This is a genomic window from Aeromicrobium sp. WCS2018Hpa-31 (assembly GCF_031843905.1).
GTDB lineage: Bacteria > Actinomycetota > Actinomycetes > Propionibacteriales > Nocardioidaceae > Aeromicrobium.
On the sequence record NZ_JAVTJF010000011.1, the window covers coordinates 1 to 15,629 of the forward strand.

Annotated in this window: 13 protein-coding genes and 1 pseudogene; 5 read left to right on the forward strand and 9 right to left on the reverse strand. The window is 72.8% G+C overall.

The features are described from left to right. Nucleotides 1–425: 425 nt before the first annotated feature. On the reverse strand, nt 426–1,694 hold the full coding sequence (gene tyrS / locus RQG84_RS14525) for a tyrosine--tRNA ligase (protein ID WP_311210580.1): 1,269 nt from the start codon (nt 1,692–1,694) through the stop codon (nt 426–428). Nucleotides 1,695–1,804: 110 nt separating this feature from the next. On the opposite strand from tyrS, the gene RQG84_RS14530 reads away from it, so the two are divergent. Next, the gene (locus RQG84_RS14530; protein WP_311210581.1) at nt 1,805–2,887 is read left to right on the forward strand and encodes an acyltransferase family protein; all 1,083 of its coding nucleotides are present in this window, start codon (nt 1,805–1,807) and stop codon (nt 2,885–2,887) included. A 36-nt stretch (nt 2,888–2,923) separates the two neighbouring features. Beyond that, the gene (locus RQG84_RS14535) at nt 2,924–3,571 is read left to right on the forward strand and encodes a DsbA family protein (protein WP_311210582.1); all 648 of its coding nucleotides are present in this window, start codon (nt 2,924–2,926) and stop codon (nt 3,569–3,571) included. Between the two features lie 222 nt (nt 3,572–3,793). Here the strand turns inward: RQG84_RS14535 and RQG84_RS14540 are convergent, their stop codons facing one another. From RQG84_RS14540 to RQG84_RS14555, 4 genes are read right to left on the reverse strand one after another with little or no spacing between them, the layout of a single operon-like run. Beyond that, complete coding sequence (locus tag RQG84_RS14540; RefSeq protein ID WP_311210583.1) at nt 3,794–4,180, reverse strand: universal stress protein; 387 nt, start codon at nt 4,178–4,180, stop codon at nt 3,794–3,796. Continuing rightward, nucleotides 4,177–5,676, reverse strand: a complete 1,500-nt coding sequence (locus tag RQG84_RS14545) for a tripartite tricarboxylate transporter permease (protein WP_082481947.1) — start codon at nt 5,674–5,676, stop codon at nt 4,177–4,179. Before RQG84_RS14545 ends, RQG84_RS14540 begins: the two co-directional genes overlap by 4 nt. Next, nucleotides 5,676–6,200, reverse strand: a complete 525-nt coding sequence (locus RQG84_RS14550) for a tripartite tricarboxylate transporter TctB family protein (protein ID WP_311210584.1) — start codon at nt 6,198–6,200, stop codon at nt 5,676–5,678. The genes RQG84_RS14545 and RQG84_RS14550 overlap by 1 nt, the downstream gene beginning before the upstream one ends. Continuing rightward, entirely contained in the window at nt 6,197–7,231 is a 1,035-nt protein-coding gene (locus RQG84_RS14555) for a tripartite tricarboxylate transporter substrate-binding protein (protein WP_311210585.1), read from the reverse strand. The genes RQG84_RS14550 and RQG84_RS14555 overlap by 4 nt, the downstream gene beginning before the upstream one ends. Before the next feature lie 112 nt (nt 7,232–7,343). Here RQG84_RS14555 and RQG84_RS14560 point away from each other — a divergent pair, with 112 nt between their 5' ends. The 3 genes from RQG84_RS14560 (at nt 7,344) to RQG84_RS14570 (ending at nt 9,789) form a co-directional block, all read left to right on the forward strand. Next, a complete protein-coding gene (locus RQG84_RS14560) occupies nt 7,344–8,900 on the forward strand; it encodes an ATP-binding protein (protein ID WP_311210586.1) in 1,557 nt (518 codons plus the stop codon). Beyond that, the gene (locus RQG84_RS14565; protein WP_311210587.1) at nt 8,897–9,562 is read left to right on the forward strand and encodes a response regulator; all 666 of its coding nucleotides are present in this window, start codon (nt 8,897–8,899) and stop codon (nt 9,560–9,562) included. Before RQG84_RS14560 ends, RQG84_RS14565 begins: the two co-directional genes overlap by 4 nt. Before the next feature lie 95 nt (nt 9,563–9,657). Continuing rightward, nucleotides 9,658–9,789, forward strand: a complete 132-nt coding sequence (locus tag RQG84_RS14570) for a hypothetical protein (RefSeq protein ID WP_311210588.1) — start codon at nt 9,658–9,660, stop codon at nt 9,787–9,789. A 31-nt stretch (nt 9,790–9,820) separates the two neighbouring features. Here RQG84_RS14570 and RQG84_RS14575 read toward each other — a convergent pair whose 3' ends face one another. From RQG84_RS14575 to RQG84_RS14590, 4 genes and pseudogenes are all read right to left on the reverse strand, one after another. Continuing rightward, nucleotides 9,821–10,396 carry a DNA-3-methyladenine glycosylase gene (locus RQG84_RS14575; RefSeq protein WP_311210589.1) on the reverse strand — a complete coding sequence of 192 codons (576 nt, stop codon included), beginning with the start codon at nt 10,394–10,396 and terminating at the stop codon, nt 9,821–9,823. Next, nucleotides 10,393–11,706 (reverse strand): M1 family metallopeptidase, encoded by a 1,314-nt coding sequence (locus tag RQG84_RS14580; protein WP_311210590.1) that lies wholly within the window; start codon nt 11,704–11,706, stop codon nt 10,393–10,395. The genes RQG84_RS14575 and RQG84_RS14580 overlap by 4 nt, the downstream gene beginning before the upstream one ends. Then, nucleotides 11,703–14,063, reverse strand: a complete 2,361-nt coding sequence (locus tag RQG84_RS14585) for a Pls/PosA family non-ribosomal peptide synthetase (protein WP_311210591.1) — start codon at nt 14,061–14,063, stop codon at nt 11,703–11,705. Before RQG84_RS14585 ends, RQG84_RS14580 begins: the two co-directional genes overlap by 4 nt. Before the next feature lie 307 nt (nt 14,064–14,370). Beyond that, nucleotides 14,371–15,585, reverse strand: a pseudogene (locus RQG84_RS14590) (AMP-binding protein); the annotation flags it as partial. Nucleotides 15,586–15,629: the final 44 nt, after the last annotated feature.

Below are 15,629 nucleotides of genomic sequence, written 5' to 3' on the forward strand. Positions count from 1 at the left end.
CTGCTGACAGTCAATTGTCGGAATTTCAAAACTCGCCACAGCATCAAGACCACAAGGGCCCCGACACCACAGACGAGGGTTACTACTGATTATCTCGTCGACTTTTGGCACACTGTTGAGTTCTCAAGGATCAGACGCACACCGATGGTTCGACCCGTGCGGGCCTGCCCCACCGGGGCAACTCGTCTAACTTACATGGCCCCGAACCGCGGGTCAAACCCGGGTCGTGCCACTCGCTCTCCGTTGTCGGCGGCCAGTCTCCGGGCAGCGATGCCCTGGCGTTGACCGTTTCGGTTCGAGCGGCTGCTCCGCCCCGGGCGCCCGGCCTGTCGGCCTTGCTCCCCGTCGTGCGGTGCAACATGAGAACCGTACAAAAGCGCGTCTCGACGGGTCAAATCGACGCCGTGTGACGAGGCCCACGTCGCTCAGGCGCGCAGCTTCACGCCTGCGATCTGGCGCTTTCCGCGACGCAGGACGAGCCACGAGCCGTGCACGGTGGTCAGCTCGCCGAGGACCTGCTCGGGGTCGGTGACGCGCTCGTTGTTGACGTAGGCGCCGCCGTCGGCGACGGCGCGGCGAGCGGCCGAGCGGGACTCGACCAGTCCCGCGGCCAGGAGCGCGTCCGTCACCGTGTCCGACGGGTCGTGCTCCACGACGCCGGCCTCCCCCAGGGCTGCGGCCAGCGTGTGCTCGGGAAGGTCGGTGAGCTCGCCCCTGCCGAACAGGGCCGTCGAGGCCAGCTCGGCGGCCGCTACCTCGTCGGGGCCGTGCACCAGCGCGGTCACCTCGGCTGCGAGCCGACGCTGCGCCAGCCGCAGCCCCGGTCGCTCGGCGTGCTCGGCCTCGAGCGACGCGATCTCCTCGACGTCCAGGAACGTGAACTGGCGCAGGTACTCCCCCACCTTGGCGTCCTCGGCCTGGATCCAGGACTGGTAGAAGGCGTAGGGGCTCATGAGCTCGCGGTCCAGCCAGACCGTGCCGCTCTCGGTCTTGCCGAACTTCGTCCCGTCGGCCTTCGTGATGAGCGGCGTGGCCAGGGCGTGCACACGTCGACCCTCGGACCGCCGCACCAGCTCGACCCCGGCCGTGATGTTCCCCCACTGGTCGCTGCCGCCGGTCTGGAGGACGCAGCCGTGCCGGCGGAACAGCTCGAGGTAGTCGAGGGACTGCAGGAGGACGTAGCTGAACTCGGTGTAGCTGATGCCGCTCTCGAGCCGGCTGCTCACGACGTCGCGCGCGAGCATCCGGTTGACCGGGAAGTGCTTGCCGACGTCGCGCAGGAAGTCGATCGTGCCGAGCGACTCGGTCCAGTCCAGATTGTTGACGAGGATCGCGCCGCGGTCACCGTCGAGGTCGACGAACCGGCTCACCTGCTCACGGATGCGCTCGACCCACCCGGCCACGGTCTCTCGCGGGTTCATGACCCGTTCCCCCGCCTCCTTGGGATCCCCGATGAGGCCGGTCGAGCCGCCGACGAGCAGGATCGGCCGGTGGCCGGCTCGCTGGAGTCGCCGAGCGGTGAGGACCTGCAGGAGGTTGCCCACGTGCAGGCTCGGCGCCGTGGGGTCGAACCCGACGTAGTAGACGATCGGACCGGCGTCCATCTCGGCTCGGAGCGCCTCGAGGTCGGTCGAGTGCGCGACGAGGCCGCGGGCGATCAGGTCGTCGAGGACGGATCCTCCGGCAGTGGTCACGAAACAGCTCCTGGGAGGTCGAACGGGTGGGTCCGGGCCCATTGTCCCCGGCTCGCCGTCCTCGCCTGCACCCGCGTCCGCCCTCGGCCGCCTGTGGGAGACTCGCGGCCATGGCTCAGGGACGCGTTCACTCCTTCGACCGACTCCGGGTCCTCGCCACCGTCGGCGTCGTCCTGCTGCACGGCGGAGCGGGCGTCATCGGACCCCGTCTGGGCGAGCAGACCGCGTTCCTCTCCGACGTCAACGCCGCGAACGTGTACGACTCGGCCGGGCGCTTCGCCGTCAACTGCTTCTTCATGATCTCCGCGGCCCTGCTCCTGGTGCCGGAGCGCTCCTTCGACCTGGTGCGCCAGACCCGCAAGGTCGCCGTGCCCCTGCTGACCTGGAGCCTCGTCTACGTCGGCTTCGCGGTGTGGGCCTCGCGGACCGGCGACGCCGAGCTGATCAACGGGTCGGCCGGCGAGCCCGACCCGTCCGCGCCCGTGCAGATCGTGCGCGACGCCCTGGGCGGACCGGTCGCCTACCACCTGTGGTTCGTGTACGTCCTCGTCGGCCTGTACCTGCTGACACCGCTCCTGCGACCGATCGCCGCCCGGCCGGCGGCCGAGCGCCGTCCCCTCCTGGTCTACGCGGTGGCGCTGATCCTCGGCATCGAGCTGCTCCAGCGGTTCCTCCCGCTGCTGTGGTCGGGCACGCCGACCGTGTACGGAGGCTTCATCGACGTCGTCCCCACGGGCTACGTCGGCGTGTTCCTCCTGGGCTTCCTGCTCTACCACCACGCGCCCCGCGTCCCCGCCGTCGTGCCCGCGGGGGTGGCGCTCGTGGGATTCGTCTGGGTGGTGCTGGCGGTGTGGCGCCAGCAGGCCGAGCCGGAGCCGTCGCTGTGGGGCTACGACAACCTGAACCTGCCCGTCCTCCTCTTCTCGGCGGGCGTCTTCACGTTCATGACGCGTCCGTCCACGCGGACGAAGCCCGCGCCACGATGGATCGGGATCTTCTCCGCGGTGAGCTACCGCATCTACCTGGTGCACGCCCTCGTCCTGCACCTGGTGCGCACCGAGGGACCGACGGGCCGTCTGTACCAGGACTCGCCGGTCATCGGCATCCCGGTGGCCGTCGTCATCACGCTCGTGGTGTCGTTCGCGATGGCCTGGCTGATGGATCGGGTCAAGCCGCTGCGATCGATCTGGTGAGGGAACATCCGTCGCTCCGACGTCGTTGACGCGGCCATGACCGTGGACGTGCAGATCTGGTCCGACGTGGCGTGCCCCTGGTGCTACGTCGGCAAGCGCCGCTTCGAGCAGGCCGTCGAGCGCTTCCGCGCCGAGGGCGGCGACGTGTCGGTGACCTACCGCAGCTTCGAGCTCTCCCCCGAGACCCCCGTGGACTTCGAGGGCGACGAGGTCGACTTCCTCGCGCGGCACAAGGGGATGCAGCGGGACCAGGTCGTGACCATGCTCGACCAGATGACGGTCGTGGCGGCCGACGAGGGTCTCGACTACGACTTCGCCGCCCTGCAGCACACCAACACGGTGCTGGCGCACCAGCTCCTGCACCTCGCCCGGTCCCACGGACAGCAGGCGGCCATGAAGGAGCGGCTGCTGGCCGCCTACTTCGTCGAGGGACGCCACGTGGGTCGGGTCGCCGACCTGGCCGACCTGGCGGCGGAGGTCGGCCTGGACCGCGACGAGGTCGTGGCGGCACTGGAGAGCGGCGCCCACCTCGACGACGTCCGCGCGGACCAGCAGCGTGCCCTCGAGCTCGGCATCCGGGGCGTCCCCTTCTTCGTGCTCGACGACCGGCTCGGCGTCTCCGGCGCCCAGGACCCCGAGGTCCTCCTCGGTGCCCTGCGCCAGGCGGCGGAGGGCTCGGCGTGAGCGGGCCTCTGGAGATGGTGGGTGCCGACGACGCTGCGACCTGCGAGGACGGCGTGTGCGCCCTGCCGGACGCCCCCGTGGCCGACCCCTCGCACGAGTGACTCCAGGGGGCCGCGCGCGTCGCGCCGTGCCGTCCGGGCCGCGACCAGGACCGTCCCCCGCCAGGTGAGCACGGGGACGCCGGACCTCCGGCGCCCCCGACCGCACACTCGGACCGACGGCTCAGTCGCGCGGCTTGACCGCCAGGACCGGGCACCGCGCATCGAGCAGGATCCGCTGCGACACGCTGCCCATGAGGGCCTTGCCGACCGGAGAACGGTGCCGGATCCCGACCACCACGAGCACCGCGTCGCGCTCCTCGGCGACGCGGACCACCTCGCCCCCGACGTCGGAGACGACCTCCTGGAGCACCTCGACCTCGCCCACCCGTTCACGCAGGCGGGCGACGGTGTCGGCGTCGGCGAAGTGCGGGTCGACGTAGGCGTCGCCCCGCGTCGCGTTGACGACGACCAAGGGAACACCTCGCCGTCCCGCCTCCTCGGCGCCGGCCTCGAGCGCCGCCTCGCCGTACTCGTCCGGGCTGTAGGCCACCACCACGGTCGACGTCATGCCGACACCTCCTGCTTCTCGGGACGGCGAGCGGACCGGCCGCGGACGGTCGAGACCGCCAGGGCGACCAGCGCGAGCGCCAGGACCACGTACACGATCTTCGCGACGGGCTCGCTCCACAGCGTCGAGACCTCGCCGCCGGACAGGGCCAGAGCCTGCGTGAGCTGGTTCTCGAGCGACGGGCCGAGGATGACACCCACGATGAGCGGCAGGACCGGGAGCCCGAAGCGTCGCATCGCCACGCCGAGGAAGCCCAGCACGAGCAGGAGGGCGAGGTCGAACGGCTCGAAGCTCACGCTGTAGGCGCCCAACGAGGCGAAGAAGAGGATGCCCGCGTAGAGGTAGGGCCGGGGCACCCGCAGCAGCTTCGCCCAGACCGGCGCCAGCGGCAGGTTGAGCACGAGCAGCAGGGTGTTCGCCACGAACAGGCTGGCCAGGAGCGTCCAGACGAGCCCTGGCTCGTTGGCGAACAGCTGCGGTCCGGGCTGGATGCCGTAGGACTGGATGGCGTTCAGCATGATCGCGGCCGTGGCCGTGGTCGGCAGGCCGATGGCGAGCAGCGGCACCATGGTGCCCGCCGCCGACGCGTTGTTGGCGGCCTCCGGGCCGGCCACGCCCTCGATGGCGCCCTGGCCGAACTCCTCCGGGTGCTTGGAGAGCTTGCGCTCGGTGATGTAGGACAGGAAGGTCGGGACCTCGGCGCCACCGGCCGGCAGGGCGCCGAACGGGAAGCCGAACGCCGTGCCGCGCAACCACGGCTTCCACGAGCGGCCCCAGTCCTTGCGGTCCATCCAGGGACGGCCGACGGGAATGACCTGCAGAGGACGTCGGCGCAGGTGCGCCGCGACCCACAGGGCCTCGCCGATCGCGAAGATCGCCACGGCGACGACGACCACGTCGAGCCCGTCGGCGAGCAGCGGGCTGCCGAAGGTCAGGCGCGCCTGTCCGGTCGACGTGCCCACCAGGGCGATCGTGAGGCCGAGGAAGAGGGCGATGAACCCACGCATCTTCGACGAGCCGAGCACCGCGGAAACGGCGAGCAGGGCCAGCAGCAGGATCGCGAAGTAGGACGGCGCCCCGAGGTCGACGACCCAGGAGGAGACCTTCGGCGCGAACAGCACGAGCAGGGCGGTGGCGATGGTGCCGGCGACGAACGACCCGATGGCCGCGGTCGCGAGAGCCTGCGCGGCCCGGCCGCGCTTGGCCATCTGGTTCCCCTCGATGGCCGTCACCACCGACGAGGACTCCCCCGGTGTGTTGAGCAGGATCGAGGTCGTCGAGCCGCCGTACATGCCGCCGTAGTAGATGCCGGCGAACATGATCAGCGCGCTGTCGACCGGCACCGTGTAGGTGATCGGGAAGAGCAGGGCCAGGGTCATCGCCGGGCCGATGCCGGGCAGGACGCCGACCATCGTGCCGAGCAGCACGCCGATGACGGCGTAGAGCAGGTTCTCGGGCGTCAGCGCGTTGGCGAGCCCGTCCATGAACATGTCCATCAGAGCACCCCGTCCAGGACACCGGCCGGGATCGGCAGACCGAGGCCCACGTAGAAGCCGTACCAGGTGAGCAGCGACAGGGCGGCTCCGATCGCGACGTCCTTGAGGAGCGTGCGACTGCCGAGCGCCCAGGCGCAGCCGGCGAACAGCATGGCGCCGGTGATGGCCCAGCCGAGCACGTCGATCAGCAGGATGTTGGCGAGGAAGACGCCGGCGAGCTTGGCAACGGTCACCCAGTCGCTGGGCTCGGTGAGGTCGATGTCCTCACCGCCCTCCGGCTCGGCGACGGAGCCACGACTGGTGGCCACGGCCAGGGCGACGGCCAGCACGACCAGGGCCGTGCCGACCACGTAGGGGAACAGCGACGGCTGCACCGGCTGGTCGGCGAAGCCGGGTCGCAGGCCCGTGGCGTCGACCACGACCACGACACCGACGACGGCGAGGAAGGCCGCCAGCCCGTACTGGGCACGGTCGACGAGCCGGGGACCGTCGGGGCCCGTGGTCGTCTCATGGGTGGTGGTCATGACAGCCCCAGCTCCTTCAGCGTCGACTCGACGCGCTCGTCCTGCTCCGTCAGGAAGGTCTCGAAGTCCTCGCCCGTGGCGAAGGCGTCGATCCATCCGTTGCGCTTCAGCGCCTCGCGCCACTCCTTCGTGCCGTGCATCTCGGTGAGCAGCGAGGTCAGGAGAGCGCGGGTCTCGTCGTCGATCCCGGGAGGCGCGAGCATCCCGCGCCAGTTGGTGAAGACCAGGTCGATGCCGGACTCGGTGAGCGTCGGGGCGTCGATGCCCTCGAGCCGGTCCTCGCCGGAGACCGCGAGCACGCGCAGCGAGCCGTCGTCGATCTGACCCTGGAACTCGCCGAGGCCCGACGTGCCGACCTGGATCTTCTCGCCCAGGAGGGCGGTCGTGAGCGGGCCACCGCCGTCGTAGGCGATGTAGTTGACGTCGTTCGGGTCGATGCCCAGCTCCTGGGCCAGCTGCATCGGGAACAAGTGGTCGGGGCCGCCGGGCGACGATCCGCCGCCGACGGTCACGGACCGCGGGTCGGCCTTCCACGCCTCGACCAGGTCGTCGACGGTCTCGAACGGCGAGTCGGCCGGGACGAGCAGTCCCTCCTGCTCCTCGACGAGCTTCGCGATGGGCGTCGCGTCGGAGACGCGAGCACGCGAGTCGTTGGTGTAGGTCGCGCCCACCACGCCCAGCCCCATGAGCATCATGAGGTCGTCGGCACCGCGCTCGTTGAGCAGCCGCTGCATTGCGACGGTGCCGCTGGCGCCGATGACGTTGGTGATCTCGAACCGACCCGTGAGGCCGTCCTCCTCGAGGACCTGGGCCGCGGCACGGCCCGTGAGGTCGTACCCACCTCCGGGGCTGTTCGGGATCATCATGCGGAACCGCCGGTTGTCGGGGTCGTCGCCGCCGCGCGTCACGCCGCAACCGCTGAGCGCGGTGGCGATCGCGAGCACGAGGGCCACGACGACCGCCGAGCGGCGGCGTCGGTCCGGTGTCCTGCGGGGGCGACGTGCGGGTCGTCGCTGACCTGTGTCGGCCATCACACCTCCTGGTGGGTCGACCCGAGCATGGACGCAGACGTGGCCTGCGTCACGATTGGGTGCGCAAAGGAGGTTGTGTTCGTTGTGGTCGCCGCGACCGGGTCGACGTACGTTGGCCGGTCAGTTCCTCGTCCTCCAGCTCGCCGTCGTCGCGCTCGTGCTGGTGATCGTCGGCGTGCTCTCCTTCCAGCAGGCCACCCGGTCGTTCGAGGACGACCGCGGGGCGCGGCTCCGGTCCGCCGCCGAGTACCTCGCCAACGTGGCGGTCGTGCGAGACCGGGTCGGGTCGACCGACGCGGCACGCGAGCTCGCTCCGGCGGTCGACCGGGCGGTCTCGCTCTCCGGTGCCGACGTGGCCTCCGTGGTCGACCGCCGGGGCGAGGTCGTGGCGTCCACCCGGCCGGCACTCATCGGGACGACCGCCGCGCTCGGCGACAGCAGGGTCCTCGAGGGACGCGGCTGGACCGGGTCGGTGACGACCGACCGTGCCCGCGTGCTGACCGGGCACGCACCCGTCCTCGACGACGAGGGCACCTTCGCCGGAGCCGTGCTGGTCGAGCAGACGTACCCCTCATCCTGGCAACGGGCCAGCAACGCGGCACCGGACCTCGCGCTGTTCCTCGGCGTGGGCGCCGGCCTCGGCATCCTGGGGTCCTGGGCCGTCTCCCGGATCGTCCGTCGTCGCACGCGCGGACTCGGGACCCGCGACTTCGCGCGGCTCGCCGACCACCGCCAGGCCTTGCTGCACAGCATCCGCGAGGGTGTCCTCGGTCTCGATCCGGCCGGCCGGGTGACCATGGTCAACGACGCGGCCCTGGAGCTGCTGGGCCTGCACGACGCCTCCCTCGGTCGCTCGGTGCGCGACCTCGGGCTCGAGCCGCACCTCGCACAGCTGCTCGTCGATCCCGCCGACGCCAGCGACCTCGTGGTGGTCACCGGCCAGCGCGTCCTGGTGCTGAACCGACGTCGCGCGGCGACCCGTGACGAGGGGGTCGGCAGCGTCGTGACGATGCGCGACCGCACCGAGCTCGTGGCGGTGCAGCAGCAGCTGGGCTCCAACCTGTCGATCACGGACGCACTGCGTGCCCAGACGCACGAGTTCGCGAACCAGCTGCACACCATCTCCGGGCTGCTGGAGCTGGACGAGCCGGACGAGGCGCGGGCCCTGGTGACCCGCATCGTCGGCGTCCGCGCCGACCGCGAGAGCGACGTCGCCGACCACGTCGAGGACCCGGCGACGGCCGCGCTGCTCATCGCCAAGAGCAGCCAGGCCGACGAGGCGGGCGTGCTGCTCGAGATCGCGCCGGACTGCGAGGTCCCGCCGCTGCCACCCGACCTCTCGGCCGACACCACGACGATCCTGGGCAACCTGGTCGACAACGCGATCGACGCCTGCCGGGGCCGGACCCAGGCCCGTGTCCGGCTCGACGCGCGCGCGGACGACACCGCGCTCGTGATCGAGGTCGAGGACTCCGGTGACGGGGTCCCCCGCGACCTGCGCGAGACCGTGTTCGTCCGAGGGTTCTCGACGAAGCCGGAGGTCCTCGGCGGCCGCGGGATCGGCCTCGCCCTGGTGCGCCTGCTGTGCGAGCGACGGGGCGGGTCCGTGACGATCGACGAGTCGCGGCCTAGCCTGTTCCGCGTGGTGCTGCCCTGGGAGTCCTCGTGACGTCGGTCCTCGTCGTCGACGACGACTTCATGGTGGCTCGCCTGCACGCCCGGTTCGTGGAGCTGACGGACGGGTTCGAGGTGGTGGGCGTCGCCGCCAACGGCCAGGAGGCGTTGCGGCTCGCCGCCGACCTGGACCCCGACCTGGTGCTGCTCGACGTCCACCTCCCCGACCTGGGCGGGCTCGACGTGCTGGCCCGGCTGCGCGAGGAGGGCAGTCGCGCCGGGGTGGTCATGGTGACGGCCGAGCGGGACGCCGACACGGTGCGGGCCGCACTCGCCGGCGGTGCCATGCAGTACGTGGTCAAGCCGTTCGAGCAGCAGGACCTCGTGGAGCGCCTGCACCGTGTGCGAGGCGCCCTGCGCGCGCTCGGCGACGGGGAGACCGACCAGGAGGCGATCGATCGTGCCTTCGGCGCGGCTCGCGCCTCCTCGGGCCCGGCCGCACTGCCCAAGGGGCTGAGCCGCGAGACGGCCCGACTCGTGGAGGGGCTGCTCGACGGGAGCGACGACCTGTCCGCGACCGACGCGGCCGAGCGGCTGGGGCTCGCCCGCGTCACCGCCCGCCGCTACCTCGAGCACTTCGTCGGCACGGGCCAGGCGCAGGTCAGGTTGCGCTACGGCGGTGCGGGTCGGCCGGAACGCCGCTACCGGCGGGCCTGACGCCCTGCTCGAGCGGTCGCACGCGGGACCTTCGGCCCAGGCCAATCGGGCCTTTCTCCTTCCCAATGCCGAGGACCTGTGGCAGGCTTCACCGCATGCAGCCCGTCGCCACGCTCCCCCAGACGCAGGTCGTCGCGCGTCCGCACGCCGGCTGGTCCGTCGTCAGCGCGATCTTCGTCGGGGCCTTCGTCGCGCTCGACCGGCTGCTCGAGCGCCTCGGTCACTGACCAGGGCCACGCCCAGCGGCGCCGACTCCGGTCACGGCCGCGGGGCACGCGGGGAACGCCGATAGGCCGAGACCGTCGGGTCCCCCGCGATCCAGAACCGCCACGGCACGTCGGCCGCCTTCGCGACGCCCACGCGTGGCCCCCGCGCCACGTCGAGCTCGACGCCGCACTCAGGTCCCAGGTGCACGCCCGATGACGGCTCCAGCAGGTCGGTGCCGAGGTCCGCGGCGGTGATGCCCAGGGCGCTCGCCAGGTTGCCCGGTCCGCAGGCGAGCCGATGATCGGCCACCTCACCCCGCCGCCGTCTCGCCACGTCCGTGCCGTGGACGACCTCGCCGGCCCGCACCAGCACCGCGGCGGCCTGCTCCGTCGGACCGGTCACGACGTTCGCGCACCAGTGGATCCCGTACGACCGGTAGACGTAGAGCCGCCAGGGCGGGCCGTACATGATCTCCGAACGCTCCGTGCGGGTGTAGGCGTGCGACGCGGGGTCCAGCACGCCCCCGTAGGCCTCGACCTCGGTGATGCGCACCGTCACGTCGTGCCCGTGGAGCTCGCGCCCCAGCAGGCCCACGGCCCGTGCGGCGACGTCGTCCGTCCCGCTCACGGCAGGTCCGGGAGGTCGGTGCCTCTCACCCAGGCGTCGAACAGGTCGGCGCGGGGCGAGCCGGTGACGTCGGTGACGACCTGCTCGAGGTCGGCCGTGGTGGCGTTGGAGTACCGGAACCGGTCGGTCCAGGTGCGCAGGACGTCGAAGAACGCGTCGTCGCCGACGGTCCTGCGCAGGGCGTGCAGGGCGAGTGCGCCGCGCTTGTAGACCCGGTCGTCGAACATGAGGTCCGGGCCCGGGTCGGCGAGCAGGAGGTCCTGGTCCTTCTCGGCGAGCCTCGCGTGGTGGTGCGCGGCCTGCTGGTCGGCGCTCTCGCGCCCGGACTCCTCCGACCACAGCCACTCGGCGTAGCAGGCGAAGCCCTCGTGCAGCCAGATGTCGTTCCAGTGGCCGAGGGTGACGCTGTTGCCGAACCACTGGTGGGCCAGCTCGTGCGCGATGAGCCGTTGGGCGTCCCAGCCGTCGTGCAGCAGGTTCGGCCCGAAGATCGAGAGCCCCTGCGCCTCGAGCGGGATCTCGAGGTCGTCGGGCGTCACCACCGCGAGGTAGCGGCCGAACGGGTACGGCCCGAAGACGTCGTGGAAGTAGGCCACCATCGCCGGTTGGTCGGCGAGCGCGGCCACGGCCTGCTCGCGGCGGTCGGGCGGGACCACGATGCCCACCGGCACCGGCGACGTGGCCTGGTCGACCTGGACGAAGTCGCCCACGTGCACCGTGGCGAGGTAGGTGGCCATGGGCTCGGGCTGGTCGAAGACCTGGATCGTGCGTCCGGCGGTGCGGCGGGTCTCACCCGGCAAGCCGTTCGCGACGACGCTGAAGGCCTGCGGCACCGAGAGCTCCATCCGGAACGGCGCCTTGACCGACGGCAGGTCGTTGCACGGGAACCACGAGGGCGCGCCGTGCGGCTGCGACGCCACGATCGAGCCCTCCTCCAGCTCCTCCCAGCCGGCGTCGCCGTCGAGGCCGCGCATGGGGTGCGGCCGGCCGCCGTAGGCGACGAGCACCTCGGCCTCCTCGCCCGCGGCCAGCTCGCGGCCGACCTCGACGGACACCCAGGCCCGGTGCTGCCGGTACTTGGCGCGGACGCCGTCGACCAGCAGCTTCTGCACGCGCAGGTCGTCGAGGTCGAGACGCAGCCGCCGCAGCGGCTCCACGGCCCGGACCCGGAGGACGGCGGTGCCGGTGAGGCGGTTGGACTCGGGCACGTAGTCGACCACGAGGTCGTAGTGCGTGACCGTGTAGGTCGGGTCGCCGTGGTGCGGGACGTAGCGCTCGTCGACGGATCCGTCGCCGGAGCCGCGCTTCACGCGGGCGCCGTCGCGTCGGTCCAGGGCCCGATCGGGTTGCCGACCCAGCTGGTCCCGGCAGGGACGTGCTCACCGCGCATCACCAGCGATCCCGGCCCGACGCGGGCGTGTCGCCCGATCCGCGCCGCAGGAAGCACCACGCCGTGGGGACCGAGCGTGGCCCCCGCGTCCAGCCGCACCTCGTCCATGCTGAGTATCCGATCATGGAAGAGGTGGGTCTGCACCACGCACCCCCGGTTGACCGTCGCGCCGTCGCCGACCGTCACCAGGTCGGGCTCGGGCCACCAGTACGTCTCGCACCAGACACCGCGTCCGACCCGCGCGCCGAGGCTGCGCAGCCACCACGGCAGCACCGCGGTCCCGAGGGCCCACCGGCAGAACCACGGCGCGGCGACGACCTCCACGAACGTGTCGGCCAGCTCGTTGCGCCACACGAAGGCGCTCCAGAGCGGGTGCTCGGTGGCCCGGACGCGGCCCACCAGGATCCACTTGGCCGCCGTCGCCACGGCGGCCGCGAGGAGGCCCACGACCAGCAGCACCGGACCGGCCACCAGCGCGGCCGGCCACCAGCCCGCGGTGTCGGCCACGAGCAGGAGGGCAGCGGCAGCGGTGAGGCCGAGCGCGGCCGACGCCACGACGGCCAGCACGCGGCAGAGCTCGAGGGCGCCCCGCGCGACGCGCAGACGTCGGCCCGGTTCGTAGGTGCGGCCCTCGTCGACGTCGCCGACGACCCGCCGCAGCTTGGTGGGCGGGCTCCCGAGCCAGGAGGACCCCTTCTTCGCCTTGGTGCGCCGCGGAGCCGCCGACAGCACCGCCACGAGGCCGCGGGCGGGGACCTTCCGCCCGGGCGCGGCCATGCCGGAGTTGCCGACGAACGCACGCCGTCCGACCTTGACCTGCTCGACGCGCAGCCAGCCGCCTCCCAGCTCGTACATGCCGAGCATCGTGTCGTCGGCGAGGAAGGCACCGTCACCGACCGACGTGAGCGTCGGCAGCAGGAGGACCGTCGAGGCCTCGACGTCGCGCCCGACGTCGGCGCCGAGCGCTCGCAGCCACGCCGGCGTCAGGCTGCTCGAGTACAGCGGGAACAGCCACTCGCGGGCACTGTCCAGCACGCGCAGCACCGTCCAGGCGCTCCACGCGGCTCGGCCGTGGATCGGGTGCACCCCCGCGACCACCCCACGCGAGGCCAGCCTGACGACGGCCCACACGAGTCCGGCCAGCACCGGGAGGGACAGCACCGCCACGAGCGGGAGCAGCAGGGCGAGCTGCGTGAGCGCCGCGACCAGGCCGTCCGGCCGGCCTCCGACCGACCAGGCCGCACCCGCGACGGCGACCGCGGTGAGCCCGACCGCGACCACCGGCACGGCCGACAGGGCCGCCCCGGTGAGCGCGTAGGCGGTGGGCCAGCCGCGCCGGCGCGGGGCCGTGTGACGCTCGGCCGGACCACGCGCCTCCCCGACGCGCGCGGACGGCGCGCCCGAGACGTAGACGTCGTCGGGGACGTCCGCGAGCACCGTGGACCCCGCGCCGACCTCGGCGCCCCGTCCGACCACGACACCCGGACCCAGGGTGCTGCGGACGCCGACGCGCGCCTCGGCCCGCACGCGCACGGGACCGACGACCAACCGGTCGCCGTCGACCCAGTGGCCCGACAGGTCCGTCTCCGGCTCGACGGTGGAGCCGCGCCCCAGGGTCAGCAGCCCGGTGAGGGACGGCATGGCGTGCAGGTCGACCCCCTCCCCCACCTTGGCGCCGAGCAGGCGCGCGAACAGGCTGAGCGCCCCGACGCCGGCGAGCGACCCGACGCGCAGCTCCTCGACGACGCGCTCGGCGGCCCAGAGTCGACGGTGGACACGCCCGCCACGCGGATGGATGCCGGGCGTGAGCGGACGCAGCAGGAGCCGCACCAGCCCTGCGGCCAGCAGCGCCCGCACGGGCGGGAGCAGCACCAGGACCGCGCAGGCCGCTGCCGGCCAGCCCGGTTCGGGCCACCAGGTCGCGCCGGTGCCGACCGCGAGCACCTGGACGCCGACGAGGAGCCAGGCGATCCAGACGAGCCCGCCGAGCGCCCGCAGGGGCAGCAGGAGCAGCAGCTGGGCGAGCGCGGACCGGCGCGGCACGGGACGCACCTCGCGCGCCTGCACGACCGCCGGGGTCGTCAGGGTGTCCAGCCGGGCGGCGAGCGCACCCACGGTCGGGGCCTCGTACACGTCGGCGACGGTCACCTCCGGATGCGTCTCGCGCAGCCGGGCCACGAGCTGGGCCGCCGTCAGGCTCGACCCTCCGGCCTCGAAGAAGTCGTCGCCGGGCCCGCCGACGGCCGAGCCGAGGATCCGGGTCCAGGCGTCGGCCACCAGCGCGGCCGTCCCGTCGAGGGCCGTGGTCGTCGTCGACTCCAGCGGCCACGGCAGCGCGTCGCGGTCGACCTTCCCGGAGGTGCGGACGGGGATCGCGTCGACGAGGGCGATCCTTCCTCGGTACGGACGCGGCAGGAAGCCGCTCGCGCAGCAGCGACCGCGAGGTCTTGGCGTCGAAGCCCGCGTCGGCGACCACGTAGCCCACGAGCACGGTATTGCCGGCCTCCGAGCGGCGGACGGCCGCGGCCGCCGCCTCGACGCCGGGCAGTGCCAGCAGCGCGTTGTCGACCTCGCCCAGCTCGATACGACGGCCGCCGATCTTGACCTGGTCGTCGGCCCGTCCGGCGAAGAGCAGACCGTCCTCGTCGAGCACGACGCGGTCACCGCTGCGGTAGGCGCGCTCCCAGCCGAGCGAGGGCATCGGCGCGTAGGTGGCGGCGTCCTTCTCGGGGTCGAGGTAGCGCGCGAGCCCGACACCGCCGATGACGAGCTGCCCGGTCTCCCCCGGCGGCACGGGCTGCTCCTGGTCGTCGACGACCGCGAGGTCCCATCCCTCCAGCGGCAGTCCGATGCGCACGGGCTCGCCGGGCTGCAGGCGCGCGCCGCACGCCACCACCGTGGCCTCCGTCGGCCCGTACGTGTTCCACACCTCGCGCTCGGCGGTGGCGAAGCGCTCGCCGATCTCCGGTGGGCACGCCTCGCCGCCGAGGATCAGCAGCCGCACCGCGTCGAGGGCCGACGGCGGCCACATGAGTACGAGGGTGGGCACGGTGGACACCACGCTGACGTCGTTGGCGACCAGCCACGGGGCGAGGTCGGCGCCGCTACGGACGAGCGAGCGCGGCGCCGGGACGAGGCACGCACCGTGCCCCCACGCCAGCCACATCTCCTCGCAGGAGGCGTCGAAGGCGACGGACAGGCCGGCCATCACGCGATCGCCGGGACCGAGCGGGGCGTCCTGGCAGAACAGCACCGACTCGGCGTCGACGAACGCAGCGGCGGAGCGGTGCGTGACGGCGACGCCCTTCGGCGTGCCGGTGGAGCCCGACGTGAAGATGATCCAGGCGTCGTCCTCGAGCCGCGGCGGCTCGACCGCGCCGGACCCGCGCACCTCGTCCCGGAGGCGGCGCACGACGAGGCCGTCGGTCACGACCGCGTCGGCCTGGGCCTCGCGCAGCACCGTGGTCGCGCGCTCCGGCGGGTCGTCGACGTCGATCGGCACGTAGGCCGCCCCCGCGAGGAGGACGCCCAGGACGGCGACGTGCAGGTCCGTCGTCCCCGAGGACACGCGCACCCCGACCCGGGCTCCGCGGCCGACACCGACCGAGCCCAGCTCGTCTGCGAGGGCACCGGCGGTCTCGAGCAGCTCGTCGTAGGTCAGCACGACGTCGCCGCACGCGAGGGCGGGCTCACTGCCGTGGGCGTCGGCCGTCGCGGTCAGGACGTCCACGAGGGTCCGAGGAGGTGCGGCGCGGCCCGACCGCAGGAACGTGGCCGGGACCCTCACGCTGTCGAGCACCCGCGCATGCTGCCGGACCCCCGTGAACGGTCGGTGAACGACGT